The sequence below is a fragment of the Allohoeflea poritis genome (assembly GCF_027889715.1).
GTDB classification, from domain to species: Bacteria; Pseudomonadota; Alphaproteobacteria; order Rhizobiales; family Rhizobiaceae; genus Hoeflea_A; species Hoeflea_A poritis.
Window position 1 is genome coordinate 136,248 of the sequence record NZ_JAPJZH010000008.1, and the last position, 17,908, is coordinate 154,155.

At 61.8% G+C, this 17,908-nt stretch carries 15 protein-coding genes; all 15 read right to left on the reverse strand.

Annotated elements, in window-relative coordinates; all coding sequences use genetic code 11:
- Positions 1-6: 6 nt before the first annotated feature.
- Positions 7-1,578, reverse strand: a complete 1,572-nt coding sequence (locus tag OOZ53_RS14295; protein ID WP_271090294.1) for a hydantoinase B/oxoprolinase family protein — start codon at positions 1,576-1,578, stop codon at positions 7-9.
- A 1-nt stretch (position 1,579) separates the two neighbouring features.
- On the reverse strand, positions 1,580-2,665 hold the full coding sequence (locus tag OOZ53_RS14300) for a M24 family metallopeptidase (RefSeq protein WP_271090295.1): 1,086 nt from the start codon (positions 2,663-2,665) through the stop codon (positions 1,580-1,582).
- Positions 2,666-2,739: 74 nt separating this feature from the next.
- A complete protein-coding gene (locus tag OOZ53_RS14305) occupies positions 2,740-3,570 on the reverse strand; it encodes an aspartate/glutamate racemase family protein (protein WP_271090296.1) in 831 nt (276 codons plus the stop codon).
- Positions 3,571-3,593: 23 nt separating this feature from the next.
- Positions 3,594-5,255 carry a hydantoinase B/oxoprolinase family protein gene (locus OOZ53_RS14310; protein WP_271090297.1) on the reverse strand — a complete coding sequence of 554 codons (1,662 nt, stop codon included), beginning with the start codon at positions 5,253-5,255 and terminating at the stop codon, positions 3,594-3,596.
- Positions 5,256-5,257: 2 nt separating this feature from the next.
- Positions 5,258-7,333 carry a hydantoinase/oxoprolinase family protein gene (locus OOZ53_RS14315; protein ID WP_271090298.1) on the reverse strand — a complete coding sequence of 692 codons (2,076 nt, stop codon included), beginning with the start codon at positions 7,331-7,333 and terminating at the stop codon, positions 5,258-5,260.
- Positions 7,333-7,833, reverse strand: a complete 501-nt coding sequence (locus OOZ53_RS14320; RefSeq protein ID WP_271090300.1) for a GAF domain-containing protein — start codon at positions 7,831-7,833, stop codon at positions 7,333-7,335. The genes OOZ53_RS14315 and OOZ53_RS14320 overlap by 1 nt, the downstream gene beginning before the upstream one ends.
- Positions 7,823-8,653, reverse strand: a complete 831-nt coding sequence (locus OOZ53_RS14325) for an ABC transporter ATP-binding protein (RefSeq protein ID WP_271090302.1) — start codon at positions 8,651-8,653, stop codon at positions 7,823-7,825. Before OOZ53_RS14325 ends, OOZ53_RS14320 begins: the two co-directional genes overlap by 11 nt.
- Entirely contained in the window at positions 8,650-9,522 is an 873-nt protein-coding gene (locus OOZ53_RS14330; RefSeq protein WP_271090304.1) for an ABC transporter ATP-binding protein, read from the reverse strand. Before OOZ53_RS14330 ends, OOZ53_RS14325 begins: the two co-directional genes overlap by 4 nt.
- Positions 9,519-10,352 (reverse strand): ABC transporter permease, encoded by an 834-nt coding sequence (locus OOZ53_RS14335; protein ID WP_271090306.1) that lies wholly within the window; start codon positions 10,350-10,352, stop codon positions 9,519-9,521. The genes OOZ53_RS14330 and OOZ53_RS14335 overlap by 4 nt, the downstream gene beginning before the upstream one ends.
- Positions 10,349-11,380 carry an ABC transporter permease gene (locus OOZ53_RS14340; RefSeq protein WP_271090308.1) on the reverse strand — a complete coding sequence of 344 codons (1,032 nt, stop codon included), beginning with the start codon at positions 11,378-11,380 and terminating at the stop codon, positions 10,349-10,351. The genes OOZ53_RS14335 and OOZ53_RS14340 overlap by 4 nt, the downstream gene beginning before the upstream one ends.
- A gap of 86 nt (positions 11,381-11,466) precedes the next feature.
- The gene (locus OOZ53_RS14345; protein ID WP_271090309.1) at positions 11,467-13,071 is read right to left on the reverse strand and encodes an ABC transporter substrate-binding protein; all 1,605 of its coding nucleotides are present in this window, start codon (positions 13,069-13,071) and stop codon (positions 11,467-11,469) included.
- A 45-nt stretch (positions 13,072-13,116) separates the two neighbouring features.
- Entirely contained in the window at positions 13,117-13,758 is a 642-nt protein-coding gene (locus OOZ53_RS14350) for a helix-turn-helix domain-containing protein (protein WP_271090310.1), read from the reverse strand.
- 172 nt (positions 13,759-13,930) lie between these two features.
- Positions 13,931-15,427 (reverse strand): glycerol kinase GlpK, encoded by a 1,497-nt coding sequence (gene glpK, locus OOZ53_RS14355; protein WP_271090312.1) that lies wholly within the window; start codon positions 15,425-15,427, stop codon positions 13,931-13,933.
- A gap of 64 nt (positions 15,428-15,491) precedes the next feature.
- Positions 15,492-17,015, reverse strand: a complete 1,524-nt coding sequence (gene glpD, locus OOZ53_RS14360; protein ID WP_271090314.1) for a glycerol-3-phosphate dehydrogenase — start codon at positions 17,013-17,015, stop codon at positions 15,492-15,494.
- A gap of 86 nt (positions 17,016-17,101) precedes the next feature.
- A complete protein-coding gene (locus OOZ53_RS14365; protein ID WP_271090315.1) occupies positions 17,102-17,872 on the reverse strand; it encodes a DeoR/GlpR family DNA-binding transcription regulator in 771 nt (256 codons plus the stop codon).
- Between the last annotated feature and the right edge of the window lie 36 nt (positions 17,873-17,908).

Consider the following 17,908-nt stretch of genomic DNA (forward strand, 5'->3'; position numbering starts at 1 on the left):
GCGGATTCAGGCCTTGCCCCAGCCGCCGCCATTGGCGGTGTCGATATAGATCCGGTCGCCGGGCTTCAGCGCGACGCCGCTGGCGAAGGCGCGCTCGTCGCGTTCGCCGTTCGCGTGCTCGATCGCAAAGCCGTTGGTGCCGCCCGGTTCCCCGCCGTCCGATCCCCACACCGGAATGCGGTTGCGGCTGTAGCCGGCCGAGAACAGGGCGTCCCCGCGCATGCGGTAACACAGCGAAAGGCCCTTGCCGCCGCTGTGGTGTCCCTGCCCCTCATTGCCGTCGTTCAGGGTCTTGTAGTCGACGGCAAGCCCGTAACGGGCCTCGGCAATCTCGATCGGACAGTTGAAGGTCTCGCCATGGCTGCAGGAATACATGGCGTCGAGCCCGTCGCGCTCGGCGGTCGCGCCCCAGCCGCCCATCTGCGGCTCGACCATTGTGTAGCGCCGCCCAGTATCCGGATGCACCCCGGCCAGCACCGTGCCGCAGATCGAGGCGAAGTGCCCTGCCGGCAACCGTTCCGGCATGGCTCGCGCGAGGCACTGCCACAGCATGTCGTATAGGCGGATGCGGGTTTCGAAATAATAGCCATGCGGCGCCGTGCCGGTCGCATGGAAAATCGTGCCCGGTTCGGTCAGCACTTCGAGCGCCCGGAAGGAACCGGCATTGGCAAAGAGCGACGGATCGGTCAGCGCCTTGAAGATCATCTGCGCCGAAATGACGGCACCGTCGCGGCTCGTATTGTAGGGCGCGTCCCGGACCTTGGGATTGTCGCGCAGATCGACGGTGAACCGGTCTGGCGCAATGGTGATCGCCGCGCGCCAGCGCGCGCCGTCATCCTGCTCCTCCTCGATCTCGAATGTTCCCTCCGGCAGGCTCTTCAACCCCGCCAGGCCGCGCCGTTCACCCTCCTCGAACAGCGCTTCGAGCGCCGCTTCGAAGGCGCCGGCCCCATGGGTCCCGACAAGGCTGACGATACGTTTCTCCGCAATCCGGCTGGCCGCGACCTGCGCCCACAAATCGCCGTTGGAGAATTCCGGCAGCCGCGAATTGGCGGTGATGATCTCGAACACCGGGCGCACTTTTTCCCCGGCGTCGAAAAGCTTGACCGCCGGCAGCCGCAGCCCCTCCTGAAAGATCTCGGTCGCTTCCGTCGACATGGAGCCTGCGACCCGCCCGCCAATGTCGTTCCAGTGGGCAATGGAGGCTGTCCAGGCGAGCAAGGTGCCGCCCGCGAAGACAGGCAGCGCGATCACCACATCGTTGAGATGGGTCACGCCGCCGAAATAGGGATCGTTGGTAATGTAGGTATCGCCCGGGCGGATCGCGTCCTTGCCGTGGATGTCGATGATCCGGCGAACCGCCTTGTCGAGAACCCCAACAAAGGTCGGGATACCGGCGCCGGAACTGACCAGATTGCCATCCGCATCGGTGATGCCGGTGCCGACATCCAGAACCTCGTAGATGATCGGGCTCATCGCCGTCTTGCGCAACACGGCGAACATCTCGTCGGCGGCAGCAACGAGACTTGCCTGGATGACGGCGGCGGTGAAGGGGTCGGGTCCGGCGGGCGCGGCCATGTCAGACCTTCACATAATGCGCATCGCGCGGCATCTGCGACAGGATTTCCGGCCCGTCATCGCGCAGGATAACGATATCTTCCAGACGAATGCCGAAACGGCCGGGAAGATAGATGCCCGGCTCGATGGAAAACACCATGCCGGTGTCCAGAATGACATCCGAAGTCGAGGTGACATAGGGCGGCTCGTGCCCCTCGACACCCATGCCGTGTCCGGTGCGGTGGACGAAATATTCGCCATATCCTGCCTCGGTGATGACGTCGCGCGCTGCAGCATCCACTGTGCTCGCCTTGACGCCGGGCTTTGCCGCGTTCAGCGCCGCCTGAACGGCGGCCTCGACGATGCCGTGAACCTCTTCATAGCCTTCCGGCGGGTCGCCGATGACCACCATGCGCGTGATATCGGAGGAATAGGTGCCCTTGCGCGCACCGATATCGATGACGATGGCATCGCCCTCCGCGATCACCGTCTCACCGGTGTGATGATGCGGGAACGCGCCGTTGCCGCCGGCACCGACGATCCGAAAGAGCGGTTTTGCACCGCTGGATTCGAAGCTTTCGGAAATCGCATCCGCCAGCTCGATCTCCTTTATGCCGGGCCGCGCCGCGGCAAAGGCCGCGCGCATGGCTTCGTCGGCAAGGCCGGCATTCATCTTCAGTTCGCGATACTCCTCTTCGCTCTTGCGCATGCGCAAGGCACCGAGCGTCGCGTCGGTAAAGGCGTGCCGCGCGCCGGGAATCGCATCGAGCACCAGCAGCGCGAAATCGGCACGCATGGCTTCATCCAGAACAACCGCCTTTGCATTCTTCGCATCGACGGCCGACAGCGCCGCTTCCAGCGCCGCGCCGGGCCCGTCCGCATCGTCCCAGGTGTGAAATGCGATCCCGGTCTCCTGGCGGCTGCCTTCGGCATTCAGTGCCGGCATGAGAAATGCCTCCGCCGATGGGCTGACAAACAGCAGGCAGGGGCGCTCATCGGGATGCGGGTAAAACCCGAGCATCCATTTCATGTGAGCACCCGGCCCGATGACCACCAGGTCGGTTCCGGTCTCGGCCATTTTTCCACGCAACTGGGTCAGACGATCCACTTGTTCAAACTCCTGTTTCTACAACAATTTTTTTCACGACGGGTGCCGACGCCCGGCGCCCTCGCCGGCTCACATCAAGCGGCATTTGCCGTGATCGTCTCTGCCGGAACGACGATGCGGCTTCCGAAAAACTCACCGTCATCGAAGCCGCCGAAGCGAGCGATTTCATCCTCGGGCGGCGCCTCGCACGACCATTTGCGGCTCGGAATCCAGCCGCATTGACGCTTCAGGAGCGCCGCATATTCAGCCCGCTTGAACGCCGCGATGGATGGATCGATCACCGGAACGCCGAGCTCCTTTTCAAGTTCCTTGTAGAAGCCGACTTCCAGCGTACAGCCCAGAACCAGCGCTTCCGCGTAATCCTCCTCAACGGCCTTCCTTCCTGCCTCCAGCAGCAGATTGTTGGTGCGCTGGTGGTCGACCTGAAAGTCATTGACCCCCAATTCGACATGGTAGAAGCCGGAAAGCCGGTCGCCCTGCCCGTTGGAACGCACTGTGGCTTCCATCTGGTCGACCCACTTGCGCCGGCCGACAATCACGCCGAAACGGTTGGCAAGGCTTGTTGCAATCTCCAGGGAGGCTGTGCAGGGCGCCGTGACGATCATCTCGCCGGAAATCTCCCGCGCATCGTGCAGCGCAGTGTCATAGAAACACCCGATGGCCAGCGCGTCGAAACCTTCGCGGGCCGCGGCGCGTGTCGCGCGGATGATGCCGCGCGTCACCATCGCTTCGTAGGAGCGGAACTCGATATGCGTGAACGCGCCGTCCTGCGGCGGAAGCGAGGTGACGTGGACCTCCGTGTTCGGCAGCTTGTGCGCGGCCGTCATGTCGGCGAAGATCTGGTCGTAATCGTCCCTGCCCGTCGGGCTCAGATACATGACCTTGAGCGGCTTGTCGGTTTGCATGACTTATCCTCCTCAGAAATTCTTCAGACTTTGACGCCGTAAATCTCATAGGCGCGTTCCGGCGTGATCAGCTCGTTCTTGACGTCCCTGCGCACGGCGTCCGGATCACGCTCCTTCGGATCGCCCAGACCCGCGCCGTTGCCGGTGACCACCCGGATGACGTCGTCCCGATGGGTCGTCAGGCCGGAAACGAAGGCGAAGCGCTGCGTTTCGCCCTCCGTCGGTCTGAACTCCACATAGTTGGACGAACCCTCATTGCCGCCATCGAGCGGCCAGGCCGGGAACTTCGATCGCGTGTAGCCGGCGGTCAGGAAGCCGTTGTCGGCGCGTACGCGGTAATCCATGACGATGCCGCGTCCGCCGGTGAACTTGCCCTCGCCGCCCGGCTCCATGTTGAGCTCGAGCCGGTCGACATAAAGCCCGTTGCGTGCCTCGTTGATCTCGGCCGGGCAATTGTAGGTCTCGCCATGGAAACCGCAGAAGACGGCGCTGTTGCCGTCGCTTTCACGGCTGGCGCCCCAGCCGCCGAGCTGCGGCTCGATGATCGTATATTGCCGGCCGGTATCCGGGTGGATGCCACCGATGAATGTGCCGCAGACGGACGCGAAATGCCCGGCGGCGAGCCGTTCGGGCATATGCGGGGCAAGGCAGCGCCACATGATGTCATAGACCCGCAGCTCGATCTCGTAATAGAAGCCGATCGGCGCCGGCTCCTTGGCATGAAACACAGATCCCTCGCGCGTCAGCAAATTGATCGGCCGGAACGAGCCGCCATTGGCCGGCGAATAGGGATCGGTCAGCGACTTGAAGATCATCTGCGCACAGACCATCACCCCGTCACGGCTGGTATTGACCGGATTGTCGGACTGATCGGGATTGTCCCGCAGATCGACGGTAAACTCGTCCGGCCCGATGGTGATCTTCACATTGAAGATGCGTCCATCGTCCTGCTCTTCAGAAAGCTCGAACGTGCCCTGCGGAAGGTCCGCGAGCGCCGAAACCGAAACCTGCTCGCCGAAATCCATGAAGGACGACATCGCCCGCTCGAATGTCTCCGTGCCGTATTTTGCGGCAAGCTCCTTGAGCCGTTTCTCGCCGACGCGCACCGAGGCGATCGCCGCCCACACATCGCCTTCCAGGACGTCCGGCATGCGCGAATTGGTCTTGATGATCTCCATCACCGGCCGGATCGGCTCACCCCTGGAGATGATCTTGATCGCCGGCAGGCGCAGCCCTTCCTGGAAGATCTCGGTCGCCTCGCCCGACAGCGATCCCGGTGCCATGCCGCCGACATCGGAATTGTGGGCGATATTGGCCGTCCAGGCGATGATGCGCCCGTCGGCGAAAACCGGCATCGCGACGACGATGTCGTTCAAATGCGTCACGCCGCCGTAATAGGGATCATTGGTGGCGAACACGTCGCCGGGTTGGATATCGCCGGGCTGATCGAACTTTTCGAGGATGACCCGGACGGCCTTGTCGAGAACGCCGATAAAAGCCGGAATTCCGGCGCCGGACGAGGCGAGCATGCCTTTGGCGTCCATGATGCCGGTGCCCATGTCGAGCACCTCGTAGATGATCGAGCTCATCGCCGTCTTGCGCATGGCTGCGAACATCTCGTCGGCCGTCGCCTGCAGGGAATTCTGGATGATTTCCAGTGTGATCGGATCGTTGGAACTGCTCATCTTCATGCCCCCTGAAGTTCGATGTAGATGTTGCCATAGGCATCGACCCGGGCGGTCGTATCGGGGTTGATCACAACCGTGGTTCCCGGATCCTCGACGATCGCCGGCCCGGCGAATTCCATGCCCGGTTTTAAGGCCGGACCGTCATAGATGTCGCTCTCATGGGTGCCTTCGAGCGCGAAATCGACAGCCCGCCGCCCCTTCAGCGCAGCGCCCGCATCCTTGTCGCCAAGCGGCTGCGGGGTCATGGTCAGCTTGCCGACCTCGGCCGCGGCAACCAGATGGATACCGACCATTTCGACCGGGGCATCCAGCCGGTAGGTGTATTCGCGCTCATAAGTCTCGTGGAACAGCGCCTCGATCTCCGCGAGCCGCTCATCGCTGACAGCACCATCTGGCAAAAGCACCTCGGTGGTGTGCTCCTGGTTTTGGTAACGAAACTTGCCGAAACGGTGGAAGGTCACACGCGAGGGATCGATGCCTTCGGCCTCGAACTGGCCGCGCGCCTGCGCTTCGGTCTCGGCGAAAAGCGCTTCGATGGCTTTCGCGCCGCCTTCCTGCAGGTCGACAAGCCGGGTGACGAAATAGTCGCGCCGCAGGTCGGACATCATCATGCCCCAGGCCGAGAACACCGAGGCGCCGGCGGGCACCACGACTTTCTTGACACCGAGTTCGGCTGCCAGCGCAACCGCATGCATCGCGCCGCCACCGCCGAAAGCAACCAGCGTGAAGTCGCGCGGATCGAAGCCGCGATTGAGCGACACCAGCTTGAGCGCATTGACCATATTGTTGTTGGCGATGCGCACGATGCCGCGCGCCGCCTCCTGCGGCGTCACGCCAAGCTTCTCGGCGATCTTCCCGATGGCAGCGTTCGCCGCGTCCATATCGGCATCGATCTCGCCGCCGCAGAAATAGTCCTTGTTGATGCGCCCGAGATAAAGATTGGCATCCGTGGTCGTCGCCTCAGTGCCGCCCTTGCCATAGGCCGCCGGTCCCGGCAGCGCGCCCGCCGACTGCGGGCCGACATGCAGCTTCTGGAAATCGTCGACCCAGGCGATGGAGCCGCCGCCATTGCCGATCTCCACCAGATCCACCACCGGCACCATGATCGGATAGCCCGCAGATGTGCGGTCCTTCTCGATCCAGTAATCGGTCATAATCTTGATCTGGCCGTTCTCGATCAGCGAACACTTGGCGGTCGTGCCGCCGATATCGAGCGCCAGCACATTCGGCTCGCCGATCAGCTTGCCGAGTTCGGCAGCGCCCCAGAAACCGGAAGCCGGTCCCGATTCAACCATTGTGATCGGAATGCGCGACACCGATTCCAGCGAATCGACCCCGCAATTGGACTGCATGATATAGGGGCTGCCCGAAAAGCCCTTGCTCGAAAGACCGTCATTGAGCCGCGACAGGTAGCGTTCGGCGATCGGCTGTACATAGGCCGAAAGGACCGCCGTATTGGTGCGCTCATATTCGCGCCACTCGCGGGTGATCTGGTGCGAGGAAACGACCGAGACGTCCGGCCACAATTGTCCGACCTCTTCCAGCACGGCCTGTTCGTGCGACGGGTTGGCATAGGAGTGCAGGAAGCAGATGGCCACCGCCTCAACACCTTCAGCCTTGAAGCCGTCGAGAATCGCCGGCAGTCCCGCCGTGTCGAGCGGCAGCAATTCCTCGCCGCGATAGCTCATCCGCCCCGGCAGTTCCCTGCGCAGATAACGTGGGACGAACGGTTCGGGCTTCTTGTAATGCAGGTTAAAGAAATCCGGACGATTGCCGCGCGCGATCTCGAGGATGTCGCGGAAGCCCTCGGTGGTGATCAGCCCGACCTTGACGCCCTTGCGCTCCGTCAGCGCATTGATGACGACCGTCGTGCCATGCGCGAGGAAGTCGACCGAGCCCGGATCGACGCCGCCCTTTTCCAGCACGTTCAGAACGCCCTTCTCGAAATCCGGCGGTGTCGTATCGGACTTGGCCGTGCGCACGCTGGCAACACCGTTTTCATCCGTCTCGAAGCAGACCAGGTCGGTGAATGTGCCGCCCACATCGGTTGCGACACGGATCGTAGAGCTCGCCATCACTGGCCTCCCTTGCTCAGTTTTTCCTTGAGGAAGCAAACGCTTCCGGGAAGTTTCAGAATCTCCGCCGCAACGACCTTGTCCGGCGTGTAAAAGCCCGCCTCGTGCAGCAAATTGATCGTGCCCAGCACCTCGCCGCCGACGACAACCGGCAGGTTGAGCACCGACTCGCAGCCCAGCGACTTGATCAGCTCATGGTCGTCGAAGACCTCTGCGATGCCGCCGATATCGTTGGCGACGAAATTCTGCCGGCCATCCAGCACCTGCTCGGTCCAGCGGTCACTGTCGACCCGCTTCGTACCCGAACACGGATATGCCTCCGGCATATTGGTGTAGCAACGGCTGGCAAGACCGCTCTGCCGATCGAAAGTCATCAGCGTGAAGAGCTTTACGCCGACCAGCGCCGCCGTCAGTTCCTCGAGCGCCCGGTGAACCTCCTGGGCATTGCTCGCGCGCTCGACCGCGTTCTTGAAATCCCGCATCATGTCCTCAACCGGCACTGTTTTCCTCCATCACTTTTCGGCGCAGTGCTTCCTCGTCGTCAGTGATCACCGGGATCGCACCGATCAGGCTGCGCGTGTAAGCATTTTCAGGCCGCTCGAAGATCGCCTCCGTCGGCGCCTGCTCGACCAGCCTGCCCCGCTCGAAGACGGCGACGCGGTCGGCAATGTTGCGCACCACGCCGAGATCGTGCGTGATGAACACATAGGTCAGGTTGCGCCGCTGTCGCAGTTCGTCGAGCAGCTTCAAAACCCGCGCCTGCACCAGCACATCAAGCGCCGAGGTCGGCTCGTCGAGCACCAGAACCTCGGGTTCGCAAGCCAGCGCCCGGGCAATGGCCACACGCTGCCGCTGGCCGCCGGAGAGCGCCGAGGGAAAACGCTGCGCGAATTCCGCCGGCAACCCCACTTCTTCGAGCAGCGCGCCAATACGCGCCTTGCGACCCGGCCGGTCGCCGATGTCGTGTACATTCAGGGCGAGCCGCAGCGAGGCGCCGACCGTGCGGCGCGGATTGAGCGCTGAGAGCGGGTTCTGCTGGACAAGCTGGATCGACCGGCGCAGCGGCAAAGTCCGGCGCGCCGGCAGCAGCTCGCCATCGAGGAAGAACTCGCCGGTGCTGGGCGGATAGATGCCAAGCAGCATGTTGGCGAACGTCGTCTTGCCGGAGCCGCTTTCACCGACAATGGCCAGGCACTCGCCCCGCGCGGCCGTCAGCGAGACCGAATCCAGCGCTTTGACCTCATGGGTGCCGGTGTAAAAGATCTTGGAGACGTTGCGTGCCTCAAGGACCGTTGGAAGGTTTGACGCCGCATCAGTCATGGCGACACCTCATGGTCAATCAGCGGTTCGGTAAATCCGGAGCTGTTTTCCGCGATCTCCGGAATACCGCCGCCGGTGATGCGCGGCACCGCCGCCATCAGTGCGCGCGTGTAGGGATGGCGCGGCCGGTGGAACAGCTCACTCGTCTCGCCGTGCTCGACCAGCCGGCCCTTGTAGATCACATAGACCCGGTCGGCGAATTCGCGCACCACGCCGAGATTATGCGAAATGAACAGAACGGAGGTGCCGCGACGTTCCACAAGGTCGCGCATCAGGTGCAGGGTTTGCGCCTGGACCGTCACGTCGAGAGCCGTCCCCGGCTCGTCGGCGATCAGCAGCGACGGCTCGTTCGCCAGCGCCATGGCGATCATGACGCGCTGGTTCATGCCCCCCGACAGCTGGAAGGGATAGGAGGCCAGAACCCGCTCCGGCTCGGGGATCGACACATCCTGAAGCAGTGACACGGCGCGGGTGCCCGCATCCCGTTCCAATATGCCCGGATTGCCCCGCTTCAACACCTCATTGAACTGGACGCCGATCGTGTAGACCGGGTTGAGCGACGAGGTCGGGTCCTGGAAGATCATCGAGATCTTGGTCCCGCGCAGCGCGAGGCGGGTGCGCAGGGCCAGCGCCTCGAGGTCCTGGCCCTCGAAATGGACCGAGCCGGAAATGCGCGCAGAGCTGAGCTCCTGCAACAGGCCCAGGATGATGCGCGCGGTCACGGACTTGCCGGAGCCGGATTCGCCGACCAGCGCCACCTTCTCGCCGCGCCGGATATTGAGCGAGATGCCGTGCAGCACCTCGACGAGGCCGGCATAGTTCTTGAAGGCGAGCTTCAGGTCCCGGATATCGAGCAGATAATCGCTCATTGATCGCTCCCCAGGATCTGGCGCAGCGCATCGCCGAGCAGGTTGAAGCCGAAGACCGCGATCAGGATGGCAAGCGACGGGAAGACGGTCAGCCACCAGGAATCGGGCAGGTAATTGCCGCCCTCCGCGACCATCGATCCGAGGTCCGGCGTCGGTGCCTGCACGCCAAGGCCGAGGAAGGAAAGCGACGAGGCAATCAGGATGACGAAGCCGAGATCGAGCGTCATCTTGGTGACGATGGACGGCACGCAGTTGGGCAGGATCTCGCGGAACATGATGTGCCATCGCGAAGCCCCGATGATCTCGGCGGCAAGGACGTAGCCTTCCTGCGCTTCCGATCGCGTCACATTGTAGACGAGCCGCGCATACCAGGGCCACCACATGGTCGTCACCGCCAGCATGCCGTTGGTCAGGGTCGGCTCCAGAACGCCCATGACGGACATGGCGAGAACCAGCGGCGGGATCGACAGGAAAACGTCGGTCAACCGCATCAGGATGAAGTCCGCCCAGCCGCCGAGATAACCGGCGGCAAGCCCAACGGTGACGCCGATCGGGACGGCGATCGCCAGCACGACAACGCCAAGCATCAGCGAGATGCGATAGGCATAGAGAATGCGTGAGAAGACATCGCGGCCCACGAGATCGGTGCCAAAGATGTTGGGCCAGTGCGGCGGCTGGTTGAAATTGGAGAAATCGACGACCGCGCCGCGATGCGACGGAAACGGTGCGATGAAATCGGCGAAGAGGGCCGAGAATACGACGGTTCCCACCAGGATCAGCCCGATCACCGAAAGCGGATTGGACAAAAGGATCGAGAATGTGCGCCTCATGGCCGCCCCCTCTCCGCCAGGCGGATGCGCGGATTGATATAGGCGATCAGGAGGTCAACGATGATGTTGACGATGAGGAAGGTCGCCGAGATGACGAGGACCGTTCCAACAATGGCGTTGAGGTCCTTGCGCAGGATCACCTGCACGCCGTAGCGGGAAAGACCGGGCCATGCATAGACCGCCTCGACGAGAAAGGCATTGCCGAGCATCGCCGCGAAATCGAGGCCGATAATGGTCAGCGACGGGATCAGCGACGGGCGGAACGCATAGCGGTTGGCGATGCGGCGCGCCGGAAAACCGTAGGACTGCGCCATTTCGATGTAAGGCTTGTCATAGGTCTCGACCATGTTGGAGCGCGTCAGTCGCGCCGCCTGGCCGATGCCGGAGAGCGCCAGTGCGAAAGCCGGCAGGATGATGTGGTGGACAGCGCTCAGGAATGCCGGGATATCGCCGGCGAGCAGCGTGTCCACAAGAAGAAAACCGGTGATCCTTGGCGGCACGGTCAGCGTGTCGGAAATCTGCCCGGCGATCGGAAACAGCGGCAGGAAGAACGCAAAGAGCAGCATCAGGATCACGGCCCAGACGAAACTGGGCGCCGACACGCCGAGCAGCGAGATGACCCGAATGACATTATCCGCGGTCTTGCCGCGATAGCGCGCCGAGGCGATGCCCAGCGGAATTCCAAAACCGATCATGAAGACGCCGGCGACGATCACCAGCTCCAGCGTCGCTGGCAGAAACTGGGCGATGTCGGTCGTAACCGGGCGGTTTGTATAGAGCGAAATGCCCAGATCGCCGCGGGAGAAATCGCGAATGAAATAGCCGTACTGAACCCAGATCGGTTCGTTAAGGTGCAGCTTTTCCCGCAACTGATCGACCTGCTCGACCGTCGCGTTCGGACCGAGCGCGATGCGCGCCGGGTCGCCGGGGATGACCCGGGCGATGGTGAAGATCAGCATCGATACGCCGATCAAAACGATGATCGAGATCGACAGCCGCTTCACGAGAAGGCGGACGACAGGCGACATGGCGGTTCAGCTGTTCTTTCGACGCGGTTTGCGCGGGTTCAAAAAAGCGGGCCGGCGCATTCACGCAACCGGCCCGACGCACAGGGTCAGTTTTTGTCCTGCATTTCCATCAGGCGGAAGGAAAAGCCCATCCCGTCCAGGCCGAACGCTTTGGACGGATCCGACATGGCCGGAACCTTGACCCGGTTGCTCGCGGCAAAGACCGACTGGCGGTCGTAGCCGTAGATCGTCGGAGCGATCTCCATAAGCCTGTTGTTGAGCGCGTGATAGGCTTTGGCGCGAGCCGCCTCATCCGTATTTGTCCGGCCTTCCTCGAGCAGCCGGTCAACCTCCGCATCCTTCAGATGCTCCGGCGACTGCCACGTGCCGGGCGCCTTGGAATCATACATGCCGTAGAGCAGCGTGTCCGGATCGCCGGTCACCGCATTGTTGAAGATCTGCGAGATATGCGGCGTGTTCTCGGCCTTCGAGACCTGCTCGGCGAACAGCGCCCACGGCATCTTCTTGATCTCGGACTTGATTCCGAGTTCGGCGAAGTTGGCCTGCATCAGAAGCGCAAAGCGCTCCTCAAGCGGCACTTCGGCGATCCAGGAAATTTCGATATTCTGGTCGCCTGCCGCATAACGGCATGAATTGAGATGCTGCTTCGCCCCGTCGAGGTCGCGGACGAGTTCTGCTGACGGCGGATTGGCGCCGAGCATGCCGACCGGGATGGCGCCGGTCGCCGGGCTGCCCTGCGACACATCATCGGTAACCGCGATCATCTTGATCGCCGCTGCATAGTCGAAGGCCTTGGCAAGAGCCAGGCGGCACTGCGGATCATCCAGCGGCGGCTTGGTGGTGTTCATCTTGACATAAAAGGCACCGCTGCCGGATTCGGTCAGCAATTGCGCGCCGTCCTGTGCCAGTGCCTTGAGCACTTCCGGCGGCAGCCATTGGGATGAAATATCATGCTCGCCCTGCGAGATAAGCGTGCGCACGGTCGCCGGCTCCAGCCCGTAGCGCAGGCGCACCGTATCGGGAGCGGCACCGGGGACGCCGAGGAAGTAATCGGCATTCTTGGCCATCACCGTTTCCTGCTGCGGATTGTGGGACGTAACGGTGTATGCGCCCGTTCCCGCACCATTTGCCGAAAGGAAGGCCTGTCCCCAGTCCTTCATTTCGCCCTCGCCTTCGCCGAGATTTTCCATCACCAGCTTCTTGTCGACGATCGGCAGACGCAGCATGGACGCGACAAACGGCGCATAGGGCTCTTTCAGAACGAATGTCACCGTGTGATCGTCAACCGCTTCGGCCTTCTCAACATTGGTGAAGAGATAGGACAGGCCCTGGCCGAGCGCCTGCATGCGGTCCAGAGAAAAGACCACGTCGTCTGCCGTCAGCGGATTGCCGCTCTGGAACTTGACGTCCTGGCGCAGTTTGAAGGTGTGGCTGTTGCCGTCGGCCGACCAGCTTTCCGCAAGGTGCGGCACGAGGCCCGGGGCGCCCTGCGCCGGCAGGACCAGCGTGTCATAGACATTGAACATCAGGATGGAGTCGGCATAGTCAGACGCCTTGCCCGGATCGAGTTCGCCGACCGCCACCTCGTCGAGCCGCAGCACGGTCTCGGCAAGTGCCGGTGCCGCCGGCACAAGCGCGAGCGTGCTGACACTGAAGAGCGCCGCCGCCGCTGTTTTTGCAATTCTGTTCATTCGTATTCTCCCTGCACGGTTAGGTTTGCGAAATTGTTCGGGCGGTCATTCCGCCTTCTGGTTCTTGTCCTTGTGGAACGGAGTCGCCGGCTCCTCGCAAAAAACATCCATCGTGCCGGTCCACAAAATGGTCGCCGGTTTGTCCGAGTGGTTCCAGCTCGAGTGGACGCGCGTCGACGGAAAATGCACCGAGTCCCCGGTTCCCAGAATGGTCCGCTCGCCGTCGATCTCGACGGTGATCGTTCCGTCCAGAACGAACATCATCTCCTCGCCCTCATGGGCGATCGGCTCGCTGCGGTGGCCGGGCGGCTCGTTCATGATGACGCTGCGAAGGACATGTCCCGGAAAAGACGACGACACCCGCTCATAGGTGACCGTGCTTTCGCTGACGGCAAAGACCGGCCGGTTCGCCTGGCGGGTCCGAACCTGGTTCTCGTCCGGCTGCGGCTGGCTGGTCAGAAAGTCACCGACATTGACGTCAAGCACCCGTGAGACCGATACCAGTGAGGAAAGCGATGGAACGGCGATGCCCCGTTCAATCTGGGAAATGAAACCGACCGACAGACCGGCAGCGTCGGCGACCGCCTTCAGCGTTAGTCCGAGTTCACGACGCCGCTCGCGCAGGCGCATCGCCAGCGCCCCGTGATCTTCGACGTCCTTGGATTTCGCTGTCTCCTGTCCGCTCAATCCAACCTCCCGTTTTTAGTATTACTAAAACGATGACTCGCAATTTCAGTGGAGTCAAGAGGTTTTTAGCAGCACTAAAATTTGGAGATAGGCGCGCCAATAGACGGCATCAAAAAAGGAGAACAAGCAATTGTAAATAATGTCTTTCTTTCGGACAGGCGCTTAGAGCCGGCTAGTCCCGTCGGCTCAAGGTGCGTCGAACGGCATCCTTCCAGCCTGCAAGATCGGCGCTGCGCGAGGCATCGTCAATTTGAGGCTCAAAGCGACGATCGCGGGCCCAGCCGGCGGCAAAGGCGTCCATGTCGGGCCATACCCCTGCGCGCTGTCCGGCAAGCCATGCCGCCCCCAGCGCCGTCGTTTCAAGAATCTCCGGACGATCGACCGGCACGCCCAGTATGTCGGCGAGGCGCTGCATCGTCCAGTCGGAGGCCACCATGCCGCCATCCACACGCAGGACGGTTTGCGCATTGCCGCCCTGCCAGTCGCCGCGCTTGGCGGTCAGCAGATCATGCGTCTGATAACAGACCGAATCCAGCGTCGCCTTGGCGATTTCCGCAGGCCCCGTACTGCGCGTCAGGCCGAACATGGCGCCGCGCGCATCCGCATCCCAGTACGGTGCACCGAGCCCGACAAAGGCCGGTACCAGATAAACCGCCTGCTCCGGGTCGGCTTTCTCGGCAAGCTGTCCGCTTTCCTCTGCCGCATTGATCAGCCCAAGACCGTCTCGCAGCCATTGGACGCCGGCCCCGGCAACGAAAATCGAACCCTCGACCGCATAGGTCGTGGCACCATCCAGACGATAGGCGATTGTCGAAAGGAGGCGGTTTTGCGAGCGCACCAGTTCGCCACCCGTGTTGAGCAGCGAGAAGCAGCCGGTTCCGTAAGTCACCTTCATCATGCCCGGCTCGAAACAGGCATTTCCGATGGTCGCTGCCTGCTGGTCGCCTGCAACGCCCAGGATCGGCGTTCCGCCAAGCACATGGTCTTGCCTGACCGTTCCAAAATCATCGGCGCTGTCGCGCACCTCGGGAAGCATCTCCGACGGAACCTGCAGATAGCCGAGAAGCTCTTCGTCCCATTGGTTCTGCTCGATATTGTACATAAGCGTGCGCGACGCATTGGTCGCGTCGGTGACGTGATGCGCACCGCCGGTCAATCGCCATATCAGGAAACTGTCGACGGTTCCGAAACACAGTTCGCCCCGTTCGGCGCGCGCCCTGCCCTGCGGAACATTGTCGAGCAGCCAGCGCAGCTTCGTTCCCGAAAAATAAGGATCGAGCAGCAGGCCCGTTTTTCGGGTGAACAAAGGCTCCAGACCGTCATCCTTCATCTGGCCGCATAGCGAAGCGGTTCGCCGGTCCTGCCAGACAATGGCATTGAATACCGCCTCTCCGGTCTCGCGGTCCCAAACCACCACGGTTTCGCGCTGATTGGTGATGCCGACGGCCGCGATGTCCGCACCGGTCAGCCCGGCCTTTTCCAGCGCCTCGGAGATCGACCGGTTGACGGTTTCCCAGATTTCCTCAGGGTCATGTTCAACCCAGCCCGAACGCGGAAAATGCTGGGTGAATTCCTGCTGGCCGACACCCGCCACCGTCCGGTCTTCGCGGAAGATTATGGCTCTGCTGGACGTGGTTCCCTGATCAATCGCCAGGACGTGATTTGCCATATTCTGTCCTCCCCCGCTTTTTCGGCAATGCGTCTGCGGGCAACCGGCCGGGCCTGCCCGCCGCTCAGCCTGCCTTCAATTTTTCCGTTTTGGAAGTGCGCAGATAGGCCGAAAGTTCGGAAATCTGCTCCTCGGACATATGCAGACCACGCTTGGTGCGCCGCCACAAAATATCCTCCGCGGTCACGGCCCATTCGTTTTCGACGAGATAATCGACTTCCGCCGCATAAAGATCGCTTCCGAAACAGGTTCCAAGGTCCTCGTAGCGGCCGGCACTGCCGAGAATTGCCTCGGCACGGGTTCCGTAGAGCCGCATGAGGCGGTGGGCATGCGTGTCGGTCAGGAACCTGAACCGCTCCTTGAGACCGGAGAGCAGACGCTGAAAATCATTTGCCGCGAAATCGCCGCCCGGAAGGCTCGAATTGGCCGTCCAGCCCGCCTTGCGTTTTCCAAGGCGCCGCTCGACCTTTTCAATGACGGCCTCGGCCAGGCGCCGGTAGGTAGTGATTTTTCCACCGAATATGTTGATCAGCAAACCTTCGTCTGCGCCGCCTTCCTCGACGAGGACGTAATCGCGTGTCGCCTCTTGCGCAGCCGACGCACCGTCATCATAGAGCGGCCGGACACCGCTGTAGGTCCAGACCACGTCATCACGGGTCACCGGCTCGGCAAAATATTCGGACGCTGCACTGCAGAGATACGAAATCTCATCATCGCTGATCTCGGCCGCATCCAGATCTTCATTAAAGTCCCGGTCTGTGGTTCCGATCAGCGTGAAATCGCCCTCATAGGGAATCGCGAAGATGATGCGCTCGTCCCGGTTCTGGAAGAAGAATGCTCTCGCGTCCTCGAATTTGCGCTTGATCACGATGTGACTGCCCTGCACCAGTCGGACATTGCGCGCATCGTTTTCACCGGCAGCCGAGCGCAAGACACTGTCGACCCACGGGCCTGCCGCATTGATCAGCAATCGCGCCCGCACCGTCTCGGCCTGCCCCGTCAGACCGTCTTCCAGCGAAATCGACCAGGCATCCGCATCCCGCCGTGTTTCGACGACTTTCGTTCGGGTGCGGATTTCGGCGCCGCGATCGGCTGCATCGCGCGCGTTGAGCGCGACCAGCCGCGCATCGTTTACCCAGCAGTCGGAGTATTCGAACGCCTTGGAAAATCCCGGCTTCAAGGGCGTGCCGGCCGCGTCCGCTTTCAGATCGAGAACCCGGGTCGGCGGCAGCAATTTGCGTCCGCCCAGATGATCATAAAGGAACAGGCCGAGGCGCAGAAACCAGGCCGGGCGAAGTCCCTTCTGGTGCGGCAATATGAATCGCATCGGCCATATGATGTGCGGCGCCATGCGCCAAAGCACTTCTCTCTCCATCAGGGCTTCACGCACCAGCCGGAACTCATAGTGTTCCAGATAACGCAAGCCGCCATGAATGAGCTTCGTAGAGCTGGACGACGTGCCACTGGCGAGATCGTCCTTCTCGGCCAGCATGACGGAGAATCCGCGACCAACAGCGTCGCGGGCGATGCCGCAACCATTGATGCCGCCGCCGATGACAAACAAATCATATGGGTCGGAATTGTTCATTTTTCAGAATATTTGCTGAATGTTCAGACAAAATCGAAACTATATGAAAAAATTCGAAAGTCAAATGAAAGAACGCTGTCTGCGCGTCATTCTGCCGGACCTGTTTCCAGGAGATCGGTATCGTATTCCTTGCACAGACGCCGGACATTCTCTGACGGGCAGGAGTTCGTGACAAGACTGTCCACTTGCGACAGGTGCGCGATGCGCACCGGTGCATTGCGCCCGAACTTTGTCGCATCAACCACCAGGATAACATGGCGCGCATTGGCGATGATCGCCTGCGCGACCTTCACCTCGCGAAAGTCGTAATCGAGCAAAGCACCATCGGAATCGACGGCCGAAGCGCCGATTACGGCAAAATCCACCTTGAACTGGCGGATGAATTCGACAGCCGCCTCACCGACGACGCCACCATCGGAACCCCGCACGACACCGCCTGCAATGATGACCTCGGCCCCCGGGCATATGCGCATCCGGTCGGCAACATTGATGTTGTTTGTGATCACCATCAGTTGCTTGTGCTCAACGAGCGACCGGCTGACCGCCTCCGTCGTGGTACCGATATTGATGAAGAGCGATGACTTGTCGGGAATAAGCGCCGCGGCGGTTCGGCCGATGGCCTCCTTCTCGGCCGAAGCCAGACGACGCCGGGCCTCGTATTGCATGTTTTCACTGCCGCCGGCGAAGACCGCCCCGCCATGGGTTCTCTGCAACAGGCGCAGTGCGCACAGGTCATTCAGATCCTTGCGGATTGTCTGCGGTGTTACCCGAAAATAGGTCGACAGATCGTCAACGCGCACGGAGCCCTGCGCCTTGGCGATTTCGATGATCTCGTCCTGACGGCCGGTGAGAATCATGGGCAGTGTACCTGACATTTCGCATGCGATCTGCGC